15 protein-coding genes are annotated in these 16,895 nt (G+C 67.7%); 7 read left to right on the forward strand and 8 right to left on the reverse strand.

All coding sequences use genetic code 11. From position 1 onward, the window contains the following. Nucleotides 1-108: 108 nt before the first annotated feature. Genes AZC_RS03995 through AZC_RS04010 form a run of 4 tightly spaced genes read left to right on the forward strand, consistent with a single transcriptional unit; the run spans nt 109 to nt 3,620 of the window. On the forward strand, nt 109-927 hold the full coding sequence (locus tag AZC_RS03995) for an ABC transporter permease (RefSeq protein WP_043878860.1): 819 nt from the start codon (nt 109-111) through the stop codon (nt 925-927). Nucleotides 928-932: 5 nt separating this feature from the next. Continuing rightward, nucleotides 933-1,727, forward strand: a complete 795-nt coding sequence (locus AZC_RS04000) for an ABC transporter permease (protein WP_043878861.1) — start codon at nt 933-935, stop codon at nt 1,725-1,727. Between the two features lie 8 nt (nt 1,728-1,735). Next, nucleotides 1,736-2,785 (forward strand): ABC transporter ATP-binding protein, encoded by a 1,050-nt coding sequence (locus AZC_RS04005; protein WP_012169316.1) that lies wholly within the window; start codon nt 1,736-1,738, stop codon nt 2,783-2,785. Between the two features lie 4 nt (nt 2,786-2,789). Next, a complete protein-coding gene (locus tag AZC_RS04010) occupies nt 2,790-3,620 on the forward strand; it encodes a phosphodiesterase (protein WP_012169317.1) in 831 nt (276 codons plus the stop codon). 10 nt (nt 3,621-3,630) lie between these two features. Here the strand turns inward: AZC_RS04010 and AZC_RS04015 are convergent, their stop codons facing one another. Genes AZC_RS04015 through uraH form a run of 3 tightly spaced genes read right to left on the reverse strand, consistent with a single transcriptional unit; the run spans nt 3,631 to nt 6,684 of the window. After that, on the reverse strand, nt 3,631-4,884 hold the full coding sequence (locus AZC_RS04015) for an allantoate amidohydrolase (RefSeq protein WP_043878862.1): 1,254 nt from the start codon (nt 4,882-4,884) through the stop codon (nt 3,631-3,633). Then, nucleotides 4,884-6,323 carry an allantoinase PuuE gene (gene puuE, locus AZC_RS04020; RefSeq protein WP_012169319.1) on the reverse strand — a complete coding sequence of 480 codons (1,440 nt, stop codon included), beginning with the start codon at nt 6,321-6,323 and terminating at the stop codon, nt 4,884-4,886. The genes AZC_RS04015 and puuE overlap by 1 nt, the downstream gene beginning before the upstream one ends. 7 nt (nt 6,324-6,330) lie before the next feature. Beyond that, on the reverse strand, nt 6,331-6,684 hold the full coding sequence (uraH, locus tag AZC_RS04025; RefSeq protein ID WP_012169320.1) for a hydroxyisourate hydrolase: 354 nt from the start codon (nt 6,682-6,684) through the stop codon (nt 6,331-6,333). A 210-nt stretch (nt 6,685-6,894) separates the two neighbouring features. On the opposite strand from uraH, the gene AZC_RS04030 reads away from it, so the two are divergent. Beyond that, entirely contained in the window at nt 6,895-8,280 is a 1,386-nt protein-coding gene (locus AZC_RS04030) for a nucleobase:cation symporter-2 family protein (protein WP_012169321.1), read from the forward strand. Between the two features lie 239 nt (nt 8,281-8,519). Here AZC_RS04030 and AZC_RS04035 read toward each other — a convergent pair whose 3' ends face one another. Further along, nucleotides 8,520-9,446: a LysR family transcriptional regulator gene (locus tag AZC_RS04035; protein ID WP_244421790.1), complete on the reverse strand. Its 927-nt coding sequence runs from the start codon at nt 9,444-9,446 to the stop codon at nt 8,520-8,522. Between the two features lie 122 nt (nt 9,447-9,568). Here AZC_RS04035 and AZC_RS04040 point away from each other — a divergent pair, with 122 nt between their 5' ends. Together AZC_RS04040 and AZC_RS04045 are read left to right on the forward strand one after the other, a co-directional pair. Continuing rightward, a complete protein-coding gene (locus AZC_RS04040) occupies nt 9,569-10,792 on the forward strand; it encodes a urate hydroxylase PuuD (protein ID WP_012169323.1) in 1,224 nt (407 codons plus the stop codon). Nucleotides 10,793-10,886: 94 nt separating this feature from the next. Beyond that, complete coding sequence (locus AZC_RS04045) at nt 10,887-12,116, forward strand: ArgE/DapE family deacylase (RefSeq protein WP_012169324.1); 1,230 nt, start codon at nt 10,887-10,889, stop codon at nt 12,114-12,116. A 116-nt stretch (nt 12,117-12,232) separates the two neighbouring features. On the opposite strand, the gene AZC_RS04050 is transcribed toward AZC_RS04045, so the two are convergent. The 4 genes from AZC_RS04050 to def form a co-directional block, all read right to left on the reverse strand. Continuing rightward, nucleotides 12,233-14,290 carry a methyl-accepting chemotaxis protein gene (locus AZC_RS04050; RefSeq protein WP_012169325.1) on the reverse strand — a complete coding sequence of 686 codons (2,058 nt, stop codon included), beginning with the start codon at nt 14,288-14,290 and terminating at the stop codon, nt 12,233-12,235. A 292-nt stretch (nt 14,291-14,582) separates the two neighbouring features. Next, a complete protein-coding gene (truA, locus tag AZC_RS04055) occupies nt 14,583-15,359 on the reverse strand; it encodes a tRNA pseudouridine(38-40) synthase TruA (protein WP_012169327.1) in 777 nt (258 codons plus the stop codon). A gap of 22 nt (nt 15,360-15,381) precedes the next feature. Next, the gene (fmt, locus tag AZC_RS04060; RefSeq protein WP_012169328.1) at nt 15,382-16,305 is read right to left on the reverse strand and encodes a methionyl-tRNA formyltransferase; all 924 of its coding nucleotides are present in this window, start codon (nt 16,303-16,305) and stop codon (nt 15,382-15,384) included. Between the two features lie 34 nt (nt 16,306-16,339). Continuing rightward, the gene (def, locus tag AZC_RS04065; protein ID WP_012169329.1) at nt 16,340-16,858 is read right to left on the reverse strand and encodes a peptide deformylase; all 519 of its coding nucleotides are present in this window, start codon (nt 16,856-16,858) and stop codon (nt 16,340-16,342) included. Nucleotides 16,859-16,895: the final 37 nt, after the last annotated feature.

Here is a 16,895-nt window from a genome sequence, read left to right on the forward strand (position 1 = left end):
GTGGGCTGCCCAGCGTATCCGCGACCGCCTGCCGCCGCCTTCCCTTGAGCAAGCCTTCAACCCGTCCGCCGGCGTGCCGCGCGCCGGCACCTTCGCAAAGTGAAAGCCATGCCCAGCGCAGATCGTCTGGCCCGTCTGTTCCTCTTGCCGCTCGGCCTGTTCGTGCTGGCCTTCTTCCTGCTGCCCATGGCGCGGCTCGTGGCCGTCGCGGGCTCGGGTCCCAACGGGTTGGGCGAATATCTGGTGCTTGTCACCAGCCCGCGCCATTTCTCCACTCTCATCGCGACGCTGGTCCTTTCCGCCACCGCGACGCTGGCGACGCTCGCCATCGGCGTCGTGGTGGCCCTGTTCCTCGGTCGCACGCGCTTTCCGGGGCAGAACATCCTGATCGCAATGCTCACCTTGCCGCTCGCCTTTCCCGGCGTGGTGGTGGGCTTCATGATCATCCTGCTCGCCGGCCGGCAGGGCCTCATCGGCGGCTGGACGCAGGCGCTCGGCATGGGGCGGCTGGTGTTCGCCTATTCCATGGCCGGCCTGTTCGCGGGCTATGTCTATTTCTCGCTGCCGCGGGTGATGGTGACGCTGCTCGCCGCGGTGGAGAAGCTCGATCCGGCGCTGGAGGAGGCCGCCCGCTCGCTCGGCGCGAGTCGGGTGCAGGTGCTGCGGGATGTGATCCTGCCCGGCATCGCGCCCTCGCTCATGGCCTCCGGCGCCATCGCCTTCGCCACCGCCATGGGCGCCTTCGGCACCGCATTTACGCTCGCCACCCGCATCGATGTGCTGGCCATGACCATCTATACGGAGTTTACGCTCAACGCGAACATCGCCAGCGCGGCGGCGCTCTCCATCGCGCTCGGCCTCATCACCTGGCTGGTGCTGGCGGCGACACGCAATCTCGCGGGTGACCGCGTGGCGGCGGCGGGGTGAGGCCGATGAAACGCTCCCCTCTCGTTTTCGCCCTGCAACTCGTTATCACGCTGCTCGCCACGGCCTTCCTGGTGGTGCCGGCGGGCACCTCCATCCTTGCGGGCGTCACCGTCAATTACTTTCAGGGCGTCCGCTCCGGGCTTACGCTGGAGTGGGTGGCGCAGGTATGGGGCCTTTATGCGCCCACCATCTTCCGCTCCATCGCGCTGGCGCTTGGCACCCTCGTCGTCACGCTGGCGCTGGGCGTGCCCTCCGCCTGGGCGCTGGCCCGCAAGCCCGGCCGCATGTCGCGCCTTGTGGAAGAGGTGGTGACGCTGCCCGTCGCAATTCCCGGCCTCGCCCTCGCGCTGGCGCTCATCATCGCCTATGGCGGCATCCGCGAGTTCCGCGCCAGCATCCTGTTCATTCTCGTGGGCCACGTGCTCTACACGCTGCCCTTCATGCTGCGCTCGGTGATGGCGGTGCTCGCCGCCGTGGACGTGCGCACGCTGGAAGAAGGGGCCGCGAGCCTCGGCGCCACGCCCTGGCAGCGCTTCATTCAGGTGGTGGTGCCCAATGCGCGGGGCGGCATCATCGCCGGCTCGCTCATGGTGGTCACGCTCTCCATCGGCGAGTTCAACCTCACCTGGATGCTGCACACGCCGCTGACCCAGACCCTGCCCGTGGGCCTTGCCGACAGCTACGCCTCCATGCGGCTCGAAATCGCCAGCGCCTACACGCTGGTTTTCTTCATCATGATCGTGCCTTTGCTCGTGGCCATCCAGCTTCTGGGTGGCGAGCGGCGGGCCGCCAAGCGCTGAGTGATCCCGTGACCGAGAAACAAGCGCCCACCGGCGCCGCCATCACCCTTGAAGCCTGCGGCAAGACCTTCGCCGACGGCACGCGGGCGCTGGAACCCGTGAACCTCGCCATCACGCCGGGCGAGACCATCGTCCTGCTCGGCCCCTCCGGCTGCGGCAAGACGACGACGCTGCGCATCATCGCCGGGCTGGAAAGCCCCGACAGAGGCGGCCGCGTGCTGTTCGACGGGCAGGACGTGACCGAACTACCCATCGAGAAGCGCAACGTCGGCATGGTGTTCCAGTCCTACGCCCTGTTCCCCAACATGAGCGTCATCGAGAACGTCGCCTATGGCCTGCGTGTGCGCGGGGTGGCGAAGGCCGAGCGCCTCGCCCGCGCCCGCGAGGTGCTGGAGATGATGCGCATCGACCAGTTGGCCGACCGGCGCATCGACCAACTCTCCGGGGGGCAGCGCCAGCGCGTGGCGCTCGCCCGTGCGCTTGCCGTACGGCCCCGGGTCATCCTGCTGGACGAGCCGCTCACCGCTCTTGATGCCGCGCTGCGCGAGCACCTGCGGGCGGAGATCGACGGCCTGCTGCGTCGCCTTGCCATCACGGCCATCTATGTGACCCACGATCAGGCCGAGGCGCTGGCGCTCGGCGACCGGATCGTGGTCATGCGGCACGGCGCCATCGCCCAGATCGGTAGCCCGCGCGACATCTACTTCCGCCCGGCGGACGAGTTCGTGGCCTCCTTCGTCGGCGTCACCAACCGCATCGAAGGCGCGGTGCGCAACGGCGTCTTCGAGAGCGCGGCGGGCCGCGTCCTGCTCACCGGCGGGGATCGCGATACGGCGACCCTCGCCTTCCGGCCGGAAACCGCCGAGCTGTGCGCGCCGGCGGAAGGCGCCTTGCGCTTGCGCGTCGATCAGGTTCACTTCCAGGGTGCGCGTCAGCGCGTCCAGCTCTCCGCTCCGGATGGCAGCCGCATCATCATCGAGGCGGCGGCCGAAACGGAGCTTTCCTTGGGGCAGGATGTCGGCGTCCGGCTTGATCCTTCCCGAATTGCAGTGGTGTAAGCGTATGCTGATTGCCCAACTGACCGACACGCACATCCGCCTGCCGGGCCGTCTCGCCTATGGCGTAGTGGACACTGCCGCGTATCTGGAACGTGCCGTGGCCTATCTCAGGAGCCTGCCGCGCCAGCCGGACGTGGTCATCGTCACCGGCGATCTGACCGATTTCGACACGCCGGAGGAATACGCCCGCTTCCGGGCCATCACCGCTCCGCTGTCCATGCCGCTCTTGCCCGTGCCGGGCAATCACGACAGTTCCGCCGGGCTGCGCGCGGCTTTTCCGCAGATCGCCCGGCAGGCCGGCGGTGGGGCCAGCGACAAGCTGAACTATGTGGTGGACGGCCATCCCGTCCGCCTTGTTCTTCTGGACTCCTCCGTGCCCGGCAAGCCGCACGGGGAACTCGGGACGGCGACACTCGCCTGGCTCGACGCGCAGCTCGGCGCGGCGCCGGAGCGTCCGACGCTCATCGGCCTGCACCATCCGCCCTTCGTGACCGGCATCCGCCACATGGACGTGCAGAATTTGTTCGATGCAGCGGCGCTGGAAGAGGTTTTGCTGCGGCACCCGCAGGTGCTGGCCCTGACCTGCGGCCACATCCACCGCACGGTGGTGACGGGCTTTGCGGGACGTCCCGCCATGATCGCGCCCTCGCCGGCCCATGCGGTGAGCCTTGCCCTCGCCCCCGACGCGCCGCCCAGCTTCCACATGGAGCCGCCCGCCGTGGCGCTGCATCTGTTCGAGGGCGGCCGGATCGTCTCGCACACCAGCTTCGTCGGCCCCTTCGATGGGCCCTATCCCTTCTTCGACGCCCAGAACCGTCTCGTCGGGGCGGACTGAGCGGCGGGCGTCAGCCGCCCGGCGTATAGCCGCGCACGAAGCGGCTGAGCACGCGGGCGGCGGCGCCGATGTCCTCGGCGCTCGCATGTTCGCGGGGATTGTGGCTGCCGTTGCGCGAGCGCACGAACAGCATGGCGATGGGCATGACGCCATTGAGCGACAGCCCGTCGTGTCCGGCGCCTGAAGGCAGGTGCAGGGCATCGATGCCCTCCGCCGCCACCGCCGCCGCAAGCGCCGCCTGAAGCGCGCCGTCGCAGGGGGCCGCGGGCGCGTCATAGGTCTCTTCAAGGGTGGTTGCGAGGCCCCGCGCAGCGGCGATCTCCGCGAGGGTCGCGCGCATGGTGTCGAGCGCGTCGAGACGGGTCCGGTCGTCGGGGGCGCGCACGTCGAAGGAAAAGCGTACCCGGCCCGGCACCACATTCACCGCGCCGCCGGGGATGGTGAGCGTACCCACGGTCGCGACAAGGCCCGGCGTGGCCTTCGCCAGACGTTCCAGCGCGAGGATCATGTCCGCGGCGCCGGCCAGCGCATCGTGGCGCATCTCCATGGGCAGGGTGCCAGAATGGCCGGCCTCGCCGACGAGCTCAATGGTACCGCGGGTCGCCCCGGCGATGGCCGTGACGATGCCCACCGGCAGGCCCTTCGCCTCCAGCACCGGCCCCTGTTCAATATGCACTTCCACATAGCCGAGCGCCCGTCCGGCGCGGCTGCAGGCGGCATAAGCTTCGGGATCAACACCGAAGGCCTTCAGGGCTTCGCGGCGGGTGATGCCGTCCGCGTCCGTGGCGTCCAGGGCGGCGGCATCGAAGCGGCCGGCGAGGGCGCGGGAGGAGGTGAGGGTGGAGGGAAAGCGTACGCCTTCCTCATCCGCAAAGGCATGCACCTCCAGCGCGAAGGGCAGGCGCACGCCGTCGGCGTGCAATTGCTCCACCACCGCGAGGGCGACGACGACGCCGAGGTTGCCGTCGAAGATGCCGGCATTGCGCACGGTGTCGATGTGCGAGCCGAGGATCAGGGCGGGCGCATCGGGCTGCGTGCCCTCATAGCGCCCTACGACCGAGCCTGTGGCGTCGAGATGCACCGCCATACCGGCCGCCGCGAACCAGCGCGCCACCTCCGCCGCCGCCGCCTTGTGGGCGGGGGAGAGGGTGAGGCGGGTCATTTCGCCCGGCACGTCTGTGAAACGCGCGAGCGCTTCAAGGCGCGCTAGGAGCCGGCTGCCCTCTAGAACATCGGTGGCACTGCTTTCGGTGGCCACGGACATCACGCGGCGCCCCGCGACGGCAGGATCTGCTGGAGGCGCAGCAGGCAGATGCGCTCGATCTGGGCGAGGGCTTCCGCATGCTCGGCGGCAACGTCATGGGCCAGGCGCCGCTCGAAGGCGTCCAGGATCTCCGCCTTGGAGCGCCCGCGCACCGCCATGATGAAGACGATGCCGAACTTCTGCCGGTAAGCGTCATTCAGCGCCGTGAAGCGGGCCTTCTCCTCGGCGGTCAGGGCATCGAGGCCGGCGGAGGCCTGCTCGTCCGTGGAATCCGGCGTGAGCAGCTTGGCGGCGGCGAGGCGGCCGGCGAGGTCCGGATGTGCATTGATGACGGCGAGCTGTCGGTCGGGCGATGCCGCGCGCAGCACGGCGACGAGCGCGGCCTGTAAGCCCTCCGCCGTATCGTGCGCGGGCGTGAGGCCGGTGTCATAAACCGTTTCCGCGATCCAGGGCGAATGCTCGATGATGCTGCCGAAGCGCTCCACGAACAGCGGGCGGGAGAGACGCGAGGGCACATAGCCGCCCTTGGGCGGATGGTGGGCCACCCAGTGGCGGGCGATGTCGAGGCGCCGCGCCACCCACACCCGCTCATGCCCAGCGATGTAATCGAGGAAGCGGGCCAGCCCCTGCGCCCGGCCGGGCCGCCCCACAAGGCGGCAGTGCAGGCCCACCGACATCATGCGCGGGGCGGTCTCGCCTTCCGCATAGAGCAGGTCGAAGCTGTCGCGCAGATAGGCAAAGAAGTCGTCGCCCGAGGCATAGCCCTCGGGAATGGCGAAGCGCATGTCATTGGCTTCGAGCGTATAGGGCACCATCAGGAAGGGGCCGCGCTCGCTCTCGATCCAGTAGGGCAGCTCATCCGCATAGGTGTCGGCGGAATAGAGAAAGCCGCCCTCGGCGATGGTCAGGGGCAGCGTGTTCTCGCTGGTGCGGCCCTGATAGAGGCCGAGCGGCCGCTCGCCCGCCACTTCGTTCTGGATGCGCACCGCTTCCGCGATGTGCGCGCGCTCGGTCTCGGCGGAGAGGTTGCGATAGTCGATCCAGCGCAGGCCGTGGCTGGCGATCTCCCAGCCGGCCTCATTCATCGCCGCGACCGCCTCCGGATTGCGCTCCAATGCCTTGGCGACGCCGAAGACAGTGACCGGCATGTTGCGCGCCGTGAACAGGCGATGGAGCCGCCAGAAGCCGGCGCGGGCGCCGTATTCATAGATGGACTCCATGTTCATGTGCCGTTGGCCGGGCCAGGGCTGGGCGCTGGAGATGTCGGACAGGAACGCTTCCGATTCCGTGTCCCCGTGCAGCAGGCAGCGCTCGGCGCCTTCCTCGTAATTGATCACGAACTGCACGCAGATTCGCGCCTCCCCCGGCCAGCGCGGATGCGGCGGGTTGCGGCCATAGCCGATGAGGTCGCGGGGATAATCGGAGGCGGGAGCGGGCATCGGAACCTCAGGAGCCGCGATAGGTGGAATAGGCCCAGGGGGAGCAGAGCAGGGGCACGTGGTAATGCCCGTCCTCGCTCAGCGTGACGCGCAGCGGCACCTCGTCGAGGAAGGGGGGCTCGGCGACCGGGGCTCCGGAGGCGCGGAAATAGGCGCCCACGTGGAAGACCAGCTCATAGGTGCCCGCACGGTAGTCCTCGCCGGCCATCAGTGGCGTGTCGGTGCGCCCGTCCGCATTGGTCTGCCGTTCCGCGACCCGTTGCCGCGTGCCGTCCCCGGTGATCGCGAACAGTTCCACGCGCACGCCGGCCGCCGGGCGGCCGAGCACGGTGTCGAGAACATGCGTGGACAGGCGCCCCATGGGAATCTCCCTTGCATCTGCCGACGAGCATACAGGCGGCGGCAGACAATCATTATACGAAAAAATTGGCAGATATTCTTATTTATCGGACATATCGCATGGCGGAAAAATGCCGTTTGATGGACGGCAAACGCGCGGGAGCCTCGGCTCCAAGACGCGGGCCTCAAGAAGAACAAACCTTTCAGATGCTCACACAGGCTGGGGGACAGCATGGCTGTGGATGCGGTCGATGAATTCTTACCGGCGCCGAAGATGGCGGCGCTGGGTTTGCAGCATGTTCTGGTGATGTATGCCGGGGCGGTCGCCGTGCCGCTCATCATCGGCCGGGCGCTCAAGCTTTCGCCTGAGGATGTCGCTTTTCTGATCAGCGCCGACCTCTTCACCTGCGGACTGGTGACGCTGGTGCAGTGCATCGGCTTTCCCGGCGTCGGCATCCGCCTGCCGGTGATGATGGGCGTCACCTTTGCCTCCGTCGGCCCGATGATGACCATGGCGGCCACCGCCGACATCGGCCTCCTTGGGATTTATGGTGCGGTGATCGCCTCCGGCATCTTCGCCATTCTCATCGCGCCCTTCATCTCCCGGATGCTGCCGCTGTTTCCGCCGGTGGTGACGGGCACCATCATCCTCGTCATCGGCATCTCGCTCATGCGCGTGGGCATCAACTGGGCCGGCGGCGGCCTGCCCATGCTGACCAAGGTGGTCAATGGCGAGGTCGTCACCGTGGCCAATCCCAATTACGGCCAGTTGCCGGGGCTCGGCCTCTCGCTCTTCGTTCTCCTCGTCATCCTCGCGCTCATCCGCTGGGGCAAGGGCTTCGTGGCGAATGTGGCGGTGCTGCTCGGCATCGTGGCGGGCGCGGTTCTCGCGAGCTTCACCGGCGTGATGCATTTCGAGAAGGTGGCGGCGGCGCCCTGGTTCGGGCTCGTGTTGCCGCTGCATTTCGGCCTGCCGCATTTCTCGCTCGTGCCCATCGCCACCATGTGCATCGTGATGGTGGTGGTGATGATCGAGAGCCTCGGCATGTTCCTGGCGCTCGGCGAGATGACCGGCCGGACGGTGGACCAGAAGGCGCTGGCGCGGGGCCTCAGGGCCGATGGTGTCGGCACGCTGCTGGGCGGCCTGTTCAACACCTTTCCCTACACCTCCTTCTCACAGAATGTCGGTCTCGTGGGCGTCACGGGCGTCAAGTCGCGCTGGGTGACGGCGACCGGCGGCCTCATCATGCTGGCGCTCGGCCTGCTGCCGAAGATGGCGGCGCTGGTGGAGGCGGTGCCGCAGGTGGTGCTGGGCGGGGCAGGCCTCGTCATGTTCGGCATGGTGGCCGCCACCGGCGCGCGGATCCTGACGGCTGTGGATTTCAAGACCAACCGCTTCAACCTCTTCATCGTCGCCATTTCGGTGGGCTTCGGCATGATCCCGCTGGTGGCGCCGAACTTCTTCAAGGCACTGCCGCACGAGCTCCATCCGCTGCTGGAGTCCGGCATCCTGCTCGCCGCCATTTCGGCGGTGGCGCTCAACGTCTTCTTCAACGGCATGAAGGGCGCCAGCCTCGACGAGGTGGTCGCTGCCGCCAAGCAGGCGGACGCGCATTGAGCGGGAGCGAAGGCCGGTGTTGTGCGGGCGGAGAGGGCTCTACCCCTCTCCCCAGCCCTCCCCCGCAAGGGGGGAGGGGGCGCGTTGCATTGTCGTCAATCGCGGCACTCATTCTCTGGCCCACCGCCAACCCTCCCCCCTTGCGGGGGAGGGCAGGGAGGGGGGTGGAACGGCTGGGGCCGAGCGCGCCGTCTGCGGAAAAGCGACGGCGCGGCGCCCACCCAAGACCCACCAGCCCTTCAGGAAGGCAGCTTCTCGCCGATTTTGGCCAGTTCCCGCGCCACATAGCGGCGGGCGTCCTCCACCAGCATGTCCGCGAAGGTCTTCACCTTCAGCGGCACCAACTGGCGGGCCGGATAGAGCACGGCCAGCGTCATCGGGCGCGGCGGGTGGCGCTCCAGCACGGGCACCAACTGGCCCGCGGCCAACGCGTCGGCCACCTCGAAGCGGGGCTTCACCACGATGCCGCGTCCTTCCACCGCCCAGACGGTGAGCACGTCGCCGTCGTCCGCCTCGAGATGGCCGGCGACCGGAACGGCAAGGTCCTTGCCTTTGTCGGTGAGCATCCAACGCAGTTCGCGGGAGGTGGCGTGGCGCATCAGAAGGCACTGGTGGTTCAGAAGGTCGGCGGGCTTCTCCGGCACGCCATGCCGGTCCAGATAGGCGGGTGCGGCGCACAGGATGCGGTCGACCTCCGCCACCTTGCGCAGGATGGTGCTCGAATCCTCGAAGGTGGCGAGGCGCAGCGCCACGTCGATGGATTCGGCGATCAGGTCGGGCATGTGCTCGGAAAGGCGCAGGCGCACGTCGATCTGCGGATAGGCGTCCTGATAGCGCGCCGCCATGGGGGCGAGCAGCCGGCGGCCGAGATGCAGCGGCGCCGTCACCCGCAGCGCCCCGCGCGGCAGGGCGCCGAGTTCGGAAATGCTGGTTTCTGCCGTATCGATGAGGCGCAGCGCCTCGGTGACGGTCTCGTAATAGACGCGCCCCTGTTCCGTGAGACTCATGCGCCGCGTGGTACGGTTGAACAGGCGGCAGCCGAGGTGCTTTTCCAGAACCTGGATGCGGTGGCTGACCACATTGGGGGAGACGCGCAGCCGCCGTGCCGCCTCCGAGAAGCTGTCGCTTTCCACCGCCTGGGTGAAAGCCCGCATGTTTTCGAGCACGCCGTCGATCCTCTGGATTGCCGGCACTCTATCCAAGGCGCTCCCCGTGGCCAATGCCATCGGGCCGGGCGCCGCCGCAATTGCGCCCCGCCGGGCTGCGCGATCCGTCACTGAGGGCAGACATGGAACCCATCCTGCATGAATTCGGCAGCCTGCTGCTGCGCTGGGCCCACATCACCGCCGGCATGGCCTGGATCGGCGCCTCCTTCTATTTCATGCATCTCGATGCCTCGCTGAAGCCCTCGCCTGACATTCCGGCGGGCAAGGGCGGTGAGGCATGGGAGGTTCATGGCGGCGGCTTCTATCAGGTGCGCAAATATCTCGTGGCGCCGGCCGCGCTGCCCGATCACCTGACCTGGCACAAGTGGCAGTCCTATGCGACCTGGCTCTCCGGCGCGGCGCTGCTGATCTGGACCTATTACTACCAGGCCAGCCTCTATCTGATTGATCCCAGCGTGTATGCCATGTCCCCGCTGATGGCGGCGGCCATCGGCATCATCGCCATCTTCGGCGGCTGGGTGTTCTACGATCTCGTCTGCCATTCGCCGCTGGGCAAGAGCGATCTGGCGGTGGGGCTGGTGATCTTCGTGTTCATCGTGGCCATGGCCTTCTTCTTCCAGAAGGTCTTCTCCCCGCGCGGCGCCTTCATCCATATCGGCGCGCTGATGGCCACCATCATGACCGCCAACGTCTTCTGCGTGATCATTCCGAACCAGCACAAGGTGGTGGCGGCGCTCAAGGCCGGCGAGGAGCCGGATCCGGCCTATGGCAAGGCGGGCAAGCTGCGCTCCTCCCACAACAACTATTTCACCCTGCCCGTCATCTTCCTGATGATGTCCAACCACTATCCCATCACCTATTCGACGCCTTATGCCTTCGTCATTGTGGCTCTGGCGCTGGTGGGCGGGGCCATCATCCGGGTCTTCTACAACAAGCGGCATGCCGGGCAGGGCAACTGGTGGTGGTGCTGGCTGGTGGCGGCGGCCTGCCTTGCGGTGGCGATCTCCATCTGCCTGACCACGACGCCCGCCGGCCGCACCGCGCTCGGCTGGCCGCCGCTCGTCACCACGGCCGAGGCCGCCACGCTGCCGGCGGTGGACGTGCCGGAGGATGTGCAGAATGTAGTTCTCGGCCGCTGCTCCATGTGCCATTCGGCCCAGCCCTTGTGGGACGGTATCGCCATCGCCCCGCGCGGCATTCTCCTCGACACGCCGGAGGCCATCGCCCGCAACAAGCCGTTGATCCTCATGCAGGCGGCCCTGACCCACGCCATGCCGCCCAACAACATCACCGACATCACCCCCGACGAGCGGGCGCTGCTGAAGGCCTGGGCCACCGCGCCCTGAGCCGCCGCCCGAACCTTGCCGCTTGACCTCGCCGACGCGGCGGGCCACCCACCCCTGACCGAACACCCGTTCCAGAAGAAAGAGACCTTGTCCCATGTCCAGCCTTGATCCGGCCCGCCTGCGCGCGCTCCTTGCCGAGACCGCCGACGCCCAGCAGGCCTTCCTCGCCGAGCTGGTGAAGGTGCCCTCCGACAATCCGCCCGGCGACTGCGCGCCCCACGCCCGGCGCGCCGCCGAGCTGCTGGAGGGACTCGGTTTCGAGGTGGAGCGCCATGTGGTGCCGCAGGACAAGGTGACCGCCGCCGGCATGGTGAGCGTGACCAATCTCATCGTGCGCCACCGTTTCGGCGACGGCCCGGTGATCGCGCTCAACGCCCACGGCGACGTGGTGCCCCCCGGCGAGGGCTGGTCGCAGGATCCCTATGGCGCGGCGGTGGTGGACGGCGTGATGTACGGGCGGGGCGTTGCCGTCTCCAAGTCCGATTTCGCCACCTACACCTTCGCCCTCGACGCGCTGAAGCGCTCCGGCGTGCCGCTCAAGGGCACGGTGGAACTGCATTTCACCTATGACGAGGAGATCGGGGGCGAGGTCGGTCCCGGCTGGATCATCTCCGAGAAGCTGACGAAGCCAGATGCGGTGATCTCCGCCGGCTTCGCGTACGCCGTGGTGGTGGCGCACAACGGCTGTTTGCACCTTGAGGTGGAGGTGAAGGGCAAGTCCGCCCACGCGGCGCTGCCGCACACCGGCATCGACGCACTCGCCGCCACCACGAAGGTGCTGGAGGCCATCTACGCCTATCGCGACACGCTGAAGGCCACCGTCTCCCCCACCAAGGGCATCGGCTCGCCGCAGATCACGGTGGGTCTCATCTCGGGCGGCATCAACACCAATGTGGTGCCCGACCGCATCACCTTACGCCTCGACCGCCGCATCATTCCGCAGGAGCAGCCGGAGGCGGTGGAAGCGGAAGTGAAGATGCTGATCGAGAAGGCCGTCGCGTCCTACCCCGGCGCGTCCGTCGATATCCGCCGCATCCTGCTTGCCCGGCCGCTGGTGCCGGATGCGGAGAGCGAGCGCATCGCCGGCATCCTCTGCCGCAACGCTTCCGAGGTGGTGGGCGAGTCGGTCCTGACCAACGGCGTGCCGCTCTATACCGATGCGCGGCTTTATGCCGAGGCGGGCATTCCGGTGGTGCTCTATGGCGCCGGCCCCCGCACCATCGAGGAAGCCAATGGCCACCGCGCCGACGAGAAGCTGCGCCTCTCCGACCTGCGCCTCGCCACCGAGGTGGTGACGCGCACGCTGGCCGAACTGCTCGCCTGAGCCCTTCCGGGCGGAGCGCGTCTCCGCCCTTTGCGCACGGTGTCAGTCCTAAAATTGCAAACGCCCCGGATCGGCCGATCCGGGGCGTTTTTATTGGCGTGATTGCGAAACCGGGATCAGGCGCTCTTGCGGGTCCAGAGCGTCTCGATCTGGTTCACGAAGTCCGAGGTCACGCCCTGGAGCCGGACGGCCTGGTCCTTGAGCGTATCGGCTGCCGTGCGGCTGCTGCGGGCGGCATCCAGCGTCGCTTCCGCCTCGGTGAACACGGTGTCGAGCCGGGTGCGCGCCACATCCGCATGCTCCGAGGTGCGCTGGGCATTCTCGGCGACGATGGTGGTGGACGAACTCTGCTCCTCCACGCTCGCAGAGATGCCGGTGACGTGGCCCTTGATGGCCTCCACCTGATCGGAGATCTGGCGGATGAAGTCCGCCGCGCCATTGGCCGCCTGTTCGATGGCGCCGATCTGGGCACCGATCTGCTGGGTGGCGCTGGCGGTCTGCTGGGCCAGCGACTTCACCTCCGTCGCCACCACCGTGAAGCCCCGTCCGGCCTCGCCCGCGCGCGCCGCCTCGATGGTCGCATTGAGGGCCAGCAGGTTCGTCTGCTCGGCGATCTGCTGGATGATGCGGGTGATGTCGCTGATCCGGGAGGCGGAGACGGCGAGCTCGCCGATCACCGTGTCCGTCTGGCGCGCCCGCTCCACGGCGTCGAGGGTGAGGCGCACGCTCTCGTCCACGCGCTCGGCAATCTCGCGGATGGAGGAGGCGAACTGGGTGGACGTGGAGGCGACCTCGGATATGCCGCCGCTGGTGGCTTCCACCGCATTGCGGGCCTCACGGGCGCTTTCCTTGGTGCTGTCGGAGATCTGGAGCAGGCTCTCGGAATGCTTGCCCACCCGCTCCACGTCGCGGATCACGTCCGTGACGATGGAGGAGACGCTCTCGCGGAAGTTTGCGGAAAGCTGCTGCGACAGCCGCTGGCGCTCTTCTTCCTCGCGCCGGGCGCGCTCGGCATTCTCGGCTTCCATCGCCTTGACCGCGATGAGGTTGCCCTTGAACACCTCCAGCGCGCGGGCGAGCAGGCCGATCTCGCTCTTCTCGTGACGGCTCGGAATGTCCACGTCCGTGTTGCCCTGCGCCACCTCCTGTACGGCGGCGGCGAGCCGGTGCAGCGGACGGGCGATGGAGATGGCGACGAGGAGCGCCACGAGCACGCCGACGATCATGGCGCCGATGGACACGCCCAGGATGGCGGTCTTGGTCCAGGAGCCCAGCTCGAGGGCATTGTCCACGGTGGAGCGCTGGAGGGCGGCCTGCTGGTCGCTCACCTCGTTCACGAGATTGACCAGCTGGGTGTGCGCCACATTGACGGTGTCGTGCAGGATGCGCGCGCGGTCCAGCAGCGCCGGAAGCAGGCTGTTGACGCCGGCCGCATAAGCGGTGACGGGTTTGAGGCCCGCCTCATAGGCTTCCTTGTCCGCCGGGTCCGATGAGGACTTGATGAGGTCCTCGAACTGCGCGGCGATGGCCGCCCATTCCTTGCGGCTGGCATCGGCGGACTTCGCCAGTTCCGGCGGATTGATGGTCTCTATGCTGGTGGAGGCCTCGTTCATGAGACGCGTCAGGTTGAGCCGGCCGGCATTCACCTTGGCCTGCAGCGTCGCCACCAGCGCCGCGCCGTCGGCATCGAACACCAGCTTCTTGCGCTCGATCAGCGCCTCGAAGGCCTTGTCGATCTCCGGCACGACCGCGACGAGCTTGCTGCGGTCCTGGATCGTGGCCGTGGTCTTGGTGGTCGCGTCCCGCATGCCGGCGGCATAGCGGGCATAGATGCCTTCCGCCGCCGTCTGGCCGCTGGCCGCAATGAAGCCGGAGCCCTGCTGGATCGCGGTGTCGAGATCGCCGGTCTTGCCACCGAGCATCGCCGCTTCGGCGCGCGGCCAGACCTCATTGAGGCGGCGCTCCAGCAAGGTGGCGGAGGCGGTGCGGTCCATCGCGTTGCGCATGGCGGAGAGATCACCGCCCAGGCGCGAGAGGGTCATATAAGCGTACAGGCCGACCGACAGGATCAGCAGGATCAGGAAGCCGAAGCCCACCGAAATCCGCGCGACGACGGACATGTTGCGCAGCAGCCCGCCGCTGCGCTCCCCTTCCTGCAATGACGTCGTTGCCATGTGTCCATGCCTCGCAACCAGAATTACAGGAAAATAATGATTATTTTTTCCTCAATCCTAGAAACTGGGCAATGAAGGTGTCCAATTATGAAACCTGATCAAGTCCGATCATCTGAATTTATCGGAGGTACGCAAATGCACATTTGCGCATCTGCGGTTGCAGTTTTGCGCTTCAGGGCTGTGGCCGCTGGAAAAAGCGCGGGTCGATTTCCGGTGGGCTGAGGGCGCGCGGCCACAGATGGCGCAGTTTTGAGCGCATCTTGCGCGGCTGCTTCTCAGGCACAGGCGCCCTTCAGATGCGGTCTGGCGCCCCGGTCTCCACAATCTGTTCGGGATAGCTCACCGCGGCGAGATAAAGACCGCAGGCGGGCGCCATGGGGCCGCAGCGGCGGCGGTCGCGGGCGGCGAGCGCATCGGCCAGATCGTCCGCACTCCAGCGGCCTTCTCCGACCCGGATCAGCGAGCCCACCATGGAGCGCACCTGATGATGCAGGAAGGAGCGGGCGGAGGTCACGATGCGGATGTCATCGCCGGACCGCATGACGTCCAACTGGTCCAGCGTTTTTTCCGGCGAGGCGGCCTGGCATTCGGCAGCGCGGAAGGTGGTGAAGTCGTGCTTGCCCAGCAGGCGCTGCGCCGCCACGTGCATGGCGGATGCATCCAGCTTCTGCGGCACACGCCACGCCCGGTCGCGGTCTAGCGCGAGGTCCGGCCGCCGGTTGACGATCCGATAGAGATAATGGCGCTTCACCGCCGAGAAGCGGGCGTCGAAATCATCCGCCACGCGCTCCACGGCGACCACCGCCACGGGATGGGGGCGCAGGTGGGCGGTCATGGCGTCGCGCACCTGATCCGGCCGCCAGTCCCGCGCGAGGTGGATATGGGCGACCTGTCCCGTGGCATGGACGCCCGCATCCGTGCGCCCAGCGCCGGCCACATGGGCCTCCTCGCCGGAGAAGCCCTTCACCGCTGCCGCCAGCACCCCCTGCACGGTCGGCAGCTCCGCCTGGATCTGCCAGCCGGCGAAGGGGGTGCCGTCATATTCGATGGTGAGCTTGTAGCGGGGCATGGTGGGGGCGGAACCGGCCGGCTCAGGCCAGCCGCGTGCCCTTGGGCACGTCATTGCCATTGAGGAATGTGGCGGCGCTCATGGGCTGCTTGCCGGCCTTCTGGAGCTCCGTCAGCCGCACGGCGCCGGTGCCGCAGGCGATGGTGAGCTGGTCGTCGAGCGCCGTCCCCGGCGCGCCCGTGCCGTCCGCAAGAGAAGCACGCAGCACCTTCACCCGCGCCTCGTCGGCTCCGAAGGGGAACCAGGCGCCGGGGAAAGGGGAGAGGCCGCGAATGGTGTTGTGCACCTCCGCCGCCGGCCGGCTCCAGTCGATGCGGGCTTCCGCCTTCTCGATCTTGGACGCATAGACGATGCCCTCGTCCGGCTGCGGCGTGAAATCGAGCCCGCCCCGTTCCAGCGCCGAGAGCGCGCGGCCCATGAGGTCGGCGCCGATATAGCTCAGGCGATCGTGCAGTTCGCCGGCCGTCATGTCGGGGCCGATGATGACGCGCTCCAGCAGGCCCACCGGGCCCGTGTCGAGCCCGGCTTCCATCTTCATGACGGCGATGCCGGTTTCCTTGTCCCCCGCCATGATGGCCCGCTGGATGGGCGCGGCGCCGCGCCAGCGAGGCAGCAGCGAAGCATGGAGGTTCAGGCAGCCCAGCGCCGGAATGTCGAGGATGCTGGTCGGCAGGATGAGGCCATAGGCGACCACCACCGCCACGTCCGCGCCGAGCTCACGGAACTGCGCGGCAGCCTCCTCGCCCTTCAGCGATTTCGGCGTGAAGACCGGGATGCCGAAGCGCTCCGCCACCGTGTGGACGGGCGAGGGGACGAGTTCGAGGCCGCGGCGGCCCGAGGGCGCGGGTGCGCGGGTATAGACCCCCACCACCTCGTGCCCGCGGCCGACGATCTCGCTCAGGGTGGGCACCGAGAAATCGGGCGTGCCCATGAAGACGATGCGCATGGCGCGAAACCTGTTCAGAGGAGAGGAGGGCGCGTCAGGCGCCGGCTTCGCGGCGGGCGGCCTTGGTGAATTTCTTGATGACCCGCTCTCGCTTCAGCCGCGAGAGATGGTCGATGAAGAGCACGCCGTTGAGATGGTCGATCTCGTGCTGCAGGCAGGTGGCGAGCAGACCGTCCGCCGCGATCTCGTGGGTCGCGCCCTTCAGGTCCTGATAGCGCACGGTGACCTGCGCCGGACGCTCCACTTCCTCGTAATATTCGGGAATAGAGAGGCAGCCTTCATTGTAGAAGGAGGTCTCCTCCGAGGCCGAGACAACCTCCGGATTGATCAGGACAATCGGGTTCTTCGGCGCATCCTCGCGCGCGATGTCGATGGTGATGACGCGCTTGTGGACGCCCACCTGAATGGCGGCGAGCCCGATCCCCGGCGCGTCATACATGGTTTCCAGCATGTCGGCGGCAAGCTTCTCGATCTCCTTGTCGATCCTCGGGACCGGCGCGGAGATCTGCCGCAACTGCGGCTCGGGAATGATGAGGATCGGGAGAATGGCCATGTCCGCCAGATAGGCGAAGGTTAGGAATTGGTCAACA

The sequence above is a fragment of the Azorhizobium caulinodans ORS 571 genome (assembly GCF_000010525.1).
Taxonomy (GTDB): Bacteria; Pseudomonadota; Alphaproteobacteria; order Rhizobiales; family Xanthobacteraceae; genus Azorhizobium; species Azorhizobium caulinodans.